This window comes from Streptomyces kanasensis, from assembly GCF_043077165.1.
GTDB lineage: Bacteria > Actinomycetota > Actinomycetes > Streptomycetales > Streptomycetaceae > Streptomyces > Streptomyces changanensis.
The window spans coordinates 164,846-169,746 of record NZ_JBIBSF010000003.1 but is presented as its reverse complement, the minus strand read 5'-3'; the positions used below and the strand labels follow the sequence as shown (position 1 = coordinate 169,746).

The window sequence follows — 4,901 nt, the reverse complement described above, 5'->3', positions numbered from 1 at the left end:
GCCTTGACGCCCGCGCGGCCGGGGGGGCGGAACCACACCCGTTCTTTCAGCTCATCCAATCCCGCCCTCCCCGCCGCGGGCCCCCGGCGCCGCGGGGGGGGGGGGGCCCCCCCCCGGCCGGGGTAGGGCCCGGGGAGACGGCCCGGGTCGACGGCCGGGGCTCGGCGGCCCGGGACGACGGCTGGGGGGGGCAGCGGCCCGGGGGCCGGGGGTACGACCGGCGACGGTGGAGGGCGTACACCGATGGCCGACGGCGGACGGTGTACGCCGGAGGGCCGCCCCGCGGTGTCGCGGGACGGCCCTCCGGTGTGCTCCGGGAGTCAGCGCGAGCGCTTCGCCAGGCGCTCCACGTCCAGCAGGATGACGGCGCGCGCCTCCAAGCGCAGCCAGCCGCGGCCCGCGAAGTCGGCCAGCGCCTTGTTGACCGTCTCGCGCGACGCGCCGACGAGCTGGGCCAGCTCCTCCTGCGTGAGGTCGTGCACGACGTGGATGCCCTCCTCCGACTGGACGCCGAAGCGGCGCGACAGGTCGAGGAGCGCGCGGGCGACACGGCCCGGCACGTCGGAGAAGACCAGGTCGGACATCTGGTCGTTGGTCTTGCGCAGGCGCCGGGCGACGGCGCGCAGCAGCGCCGAGGCCACCTCGGGGCGGGCGTTCAGCCAGGGCTGGAGGTCACCGTGGCCCAGGCCGAGCAGCTTGACCTCGGTCAGCGCGGTCGCCGTGGCCGTACGCGGGCCCGGGTCGAACAGGGACAGCTCACCGATGAGTTCGCCCGGGCCGAGGACGGCGAGCATGTTCTCGCGGCCGTCGGGGGACGTGCGGTGGAGCTTGACCTTGCCTTCGGTCACCACGTAGAGCCGGTCGCCCGGGTCGCCCTCGTGGAAGAGGGCGTCGCCGCGGGCGAGCGTCACCTCACTCATCGAGGCGCGGAGCTCCGCGGCCTGCTCGTCATCGAGCGCCGCGAAGAGCGGGGCGCGCCGCAGAACGTCGTCCACGAGTTCTCTCCTATGTCGACCTGCTCAGGACGTTGGTCCCCATGATGCCGGACGGGGCGGTGCTCTTCCGGGGGACGCTGCTCGACGCGGCACCCCCGGAGGGTCGGCCCCCGCAGGTTCATTGTCGTGCGATCAATCACAACAAGTTTGACGTACCGGTGTGCGTGTCCGTGCGGCAGGGCCCCGATTGGGTCGTGATCCCCTGTGCTCAGGGCGGATGTCGGCCCCGGCGCTTAGGCTGGCCGGGTGTCCGATTCGCCGGTGAGAGCGCACACCGAGGGGGCTGGAAGAGTGGCCGGGGAGCAGAATTCCGCTGTGGGCGAACAAGTGTCCAGCGCAGCAAAGAAAAATGCCCAGAAGCGACCAAAAGGGACAAAGAAGGCGTCTGCCCCGGAATCCCGCACCGCCCTGGTCCGCCGCGCCCGGCGGATCAACCGCGAGCTCGCCGAGGTGTACCCGTACGCGCACCCGGAGCTCGACTTCCGCAACCCCTTCGAGCTCCTGGTCGCCACGGTCCTCTCCGCCCAGACCACCGACCTGCGGGTGAACCAGACGACGCCCGCCCTCTTCGCGAGGTACCCCACCCCCGAGGACCTGGCGGCGGCGGTGCCGGAGGAGCTGGAGGAGGTCATCCGCCCGACCGGGTTCTTCCGGGCGAAGGCCCGGTCCCTCATCGGCCTGTCCACGGCCCTGAGGGACGACTTCGGCGGCGAGGTCCCCGGCCGCCTCGCCGACCTGGTGACCCTCCCCGGTGTGGGCCGCAAGACGGCCAACGTGGTCCTCGGCAACGCCTTCGGCGTCCCCGGTGTCACCGTGGACACGCACTTCGGACGGCTCGTCCGCCGCTGGAAGTGGACCGCCGAGGAGGACCCCGAGAAGGTGGAGGCGGAGGTCTGCGCCCTCTTCCCCAAGTCCGACTGGACGATGCTGTCGCACCGGGTGATCTTCCACGGCCGCCGCATCTGCCACGCCCGCAAGCCCGCCTGCGGCGCCTGCCCCATCGCGCCGCTGTGCCCGGCGTACGGCGAGGGGGAGACCGACCCGGAGAAGGCGAAGAAGCTTCTCAAGTACGAGAAGGGCGGCTACCCCGGCCAGCGTCTGGCCCCGCCCCCGGACTACCCGGGCCGTCCCGCCGCGCCCCTGGCCACGGCCGATCCCGAGGGTGACCCCGGTGCCGGCGCGGCCGGCACCACCGGGGCCTGAGCGGCGGAGACGGGCGGAACGATCGAGTGGCGGGAATGCGTTGGGTGAGTCGGGGGTGCATGTGACGCGCGCGGAGCACGACACGTACGACGGCGGGGACGGCGGCCCGGACCGCGAGGGCGGCCGTGGTCACGGCGGCGACGGCGCGGTGGCGCCGGACGGGGCGGTGGCGCCCGGGCGCCAGGCCGGCCAGGCGCCGGGTGGTGCCCCGGCCGGTGCGCGGGGGGCCGCTTCGGACGTCGCGCACGCCCCGGAGGCCGCGCACGTCCCAGGTGACCCGCAGGTCCCGCACGTCCCGGCTGACGGCCGGGCGACCGCATCCGAGGCTTCGAAGGTCCCCGAGACCCCGGAGCCTGCCGAGACCCCGGAGGCCCCGCAGTCCCCGGAAGCCCCGGAGCTTCCCGAGACTGCCGAGACCCCGGCGGCCCGGGGTGCCGTGGGTGCCCCGGGCGTCCACGAGGCCGTGGGGGTCCCGGACGCCGCCCGCACCGCCCGCGCCCCCGGCACCCCCGGTGACACAGGAACCCACACTCCCGGCGCCTCCGGCACCCACAGCCCCTCGGGCGCCTCAACCGTCCCCCCGCACGTCACCGTCAGCGTCGACGGGCTGCCCGGGTGGCTGGAGCCCGTCGCCAAGGCGGCGCACACGATCGCGCCCGAGCAGCTCAGCCGGTTCCTCCCACCCCCGCAGGGCGGTCGGCAGGCCGCCGTGCTGATCCTGTTCGGTGAGGGGGAGCGCGGCCCGGAGCTGCTGCTCATGGAGCGGTCGAGCAGCCTGCGCGCCCACGCCGGCCAGCCCTCCTTCCCCGGCGGCGCCCTCGACCCGGAGGACGGCGACCCGGAGTCGCTGGGGCCGCTGCGCGCCGCGCTGCGCGAGGCGCAGGAGGAGACCGGCCTCGACCCCGCCGGCGTCCAGGTCTTCTCCGCGCTGCCCCGGCTCTTCATCCCGGTGAGCGGCTTCGTCGTCACGCCCGTACTCGGGTGGTGGAGGGAACCGAGCCCGGTCGGTGCCGTGGACCCGGCCGAGACCGCGCGGGTCTTCACGGTGCCCGTGGCGGATCTCACGGACGCGTCCAACCGGGCGATGGCCATCCACCCCAGCGGCTACCGGGGTCCGGCGTTTCTGGTCCAATCCGCCCTGGTGTGGGGTTTCACCGCGGGGCTGATCGACCGGATCCTGCACTTCGCCGGCTGGGAGGAGCCCTGGGACCGGGGGAGGCAGGTCCCGCTCGACTGGCGTGCATGACAGGCTGACTGCTGGCTCCGCGGCCGTACGGGGCGACCGGAGACGAATCTGCGAGGCTAATGACGGTGAACGTGCTGGACATCCTGCTGCTGGTCGCCGCCGTGTGGTTCGCGATCGTCGGGTACCGACAGGGCTTCGTGGTCGGCATCCTGTCGGTGATCGGTTTCCTCGGCGGCGGAGTCGTCGCCGTCTACCTGTTGCCGCTCGTGTGGGGGCCGCTCACGGGCGACGCGGAGGTCTCCACGACCGCCGCCATCATCGCCATCGCGATCGTCCTGGTCTTCGCCTCCGTGGGGCAGACCCTCACCACCCACCTCGGCAACAAGCTCCGCCGCCACATCACCTGGTCACCCGCCCGCGCCCTCGACGCGACGGGCGGCGCCCTGGTCAACGTGGTGGCGATGCTGCTCGTCGCCTGGCTCATCGGCGCGGCCCTGGCCCAGACGCCCCTGCCCTTCGGCAAGGAGGTCCGCAGCTCCAAGGTGCTCCTGGGGGTCTCCCGGGTCATGCCCGCCCAGGGATCGACGCTCTTCAAGGACTTCTCGGCGGTCTTGGCGCAGAACGGCTTCCCGCAGGTCTTCAACCCGTTCGCGAACGAGCCGATCACCGAGGTCCGCCCGCCGGACCCGGCGCTGGTGAACAGCCCCGTCGCCGCCCGCGCCAAGGACTCCATCGTGAAGGTCGTCGGCACGGCCCGCAGCTGCGGCAAGGTCCTGGAGGGCACCGGCTTCGTCTTCGGCGAGCGCCGCGTCATGACCAACGCCCACGTGGTGGGCGGTGTCGACGAGCCGACCGTCCAGATAGGCGGCGAGGGCAGGCTCTATGACGCGACGGTCGTCCTGTACGACTGGCAGCGCGACATCGCCGTCCTGGACGTGCCGGACCTCGAGGCCGCGCCGCTGGAGTTCACCGGGGCCGACGCCCGCAGCGGCGACGACGCGATCGTCGCGGGCTTCCCGGAGAACGGCGCGTACGACGTCCGCTCGGCACGCGTCCGGGGCCGCATCAACGCCGACGGGCCCGACATCTACCACCGCGGCGAGGTCCGGCGTGACGTGTACTCACTGTTCGCGACGGTCCGTCAGGGCAACTCCGGCGGGCCCCTGCTCACGTCGGACGGCAAGGTCTACGGCGTGATCTTCGCGCGGTCCCTGGACGACGCCAACACGGGGTACGCGCTGACCGTCGACGAGATCCGCGAGGACATCACGCTCGGCCTCAGCGCCAACCAGCAGGTCGACAGCCAGGGGTGCGCGCTCTGACCACGGTGCCCTGAAAGGGAAGCCTTGACGGCGTCCCGCGTGGCGGTACCCGACCGGGTGCCGCCACGCAGGACGCCGTCAGGCGTTTCCCGCCGGTAGCCGGTAGCCGGTAGCCGGTAGCCGGTAGCCGGTAGCCGGTAGCCGGTAGCCGGTAGCCGGTAGCCGGTAGCCGGTAGCCGGTAGCCGGTAGCCGGG

The 4,901-nt window shown here is 73.5% G+C and carries 4 protein-coding genes; 3 read left to right on the top strand and 1 reads right to left on the bottom strand.

Annotated elements, in window-relative coordinates; translation table 11 throughout:
- Window positions 1-320 precede the first annotated feature (320 nt).
- Window positions 321-995, bottom strand: coding sequence for a Crp/Fnr family transcriptional regulator (locus ACF053_RS09515; protein ID WP_010473292.1), 675 nt, complete (start codon window positions 993-995; stop codon window positions 321-323).
- Window positions 996-1,310: 315 nt separating this feature from the next.
- On the opposite strand from ACF053_RS09515, the gene nth reads away from it, so the two are divergent.
- From nth to ACF053_RS09500, 3 genes are all read left to right on the top strand, one after another.
- Entirely contained in the window at window positions 1,311-2,198 is an 888-nt protein-coding gene (gene nth, locus ACF053_RS09510) for an endonuclease III (RefSeq protein ID WP_391953343.1), read from the top strand.
- A 463-nt stretch (window positions 2,199-2,661) separates the two neighbouring features.
- The gene (locus ACF053_RS09505) at window positions 2,662-3,444 is read left to right on the top strand and encodes an NUDIX hydrolase (RefSeq protein WP_391953689.1); all 783 of its coding nucleotides are present in this window, start codon (window positions 2,662-2,664) and stop codon (window positions 3,442-3,444) included.
- Between the two features lie 65 nt (window positions 3,445-3,509).
- Window positions 3,510-4,706 (top strand): MarP family serine protease, encoded by a 1,197-nt coding sequence (locus ACF053_RS09500; protein WP_391953342.1) that lies wholly within the window; start codon window positions 3,510-3,512, stop codon window positions 4,704-4,706.
- Window positions 4,707-4,901 lie beyond the last annotated feature (195 nt).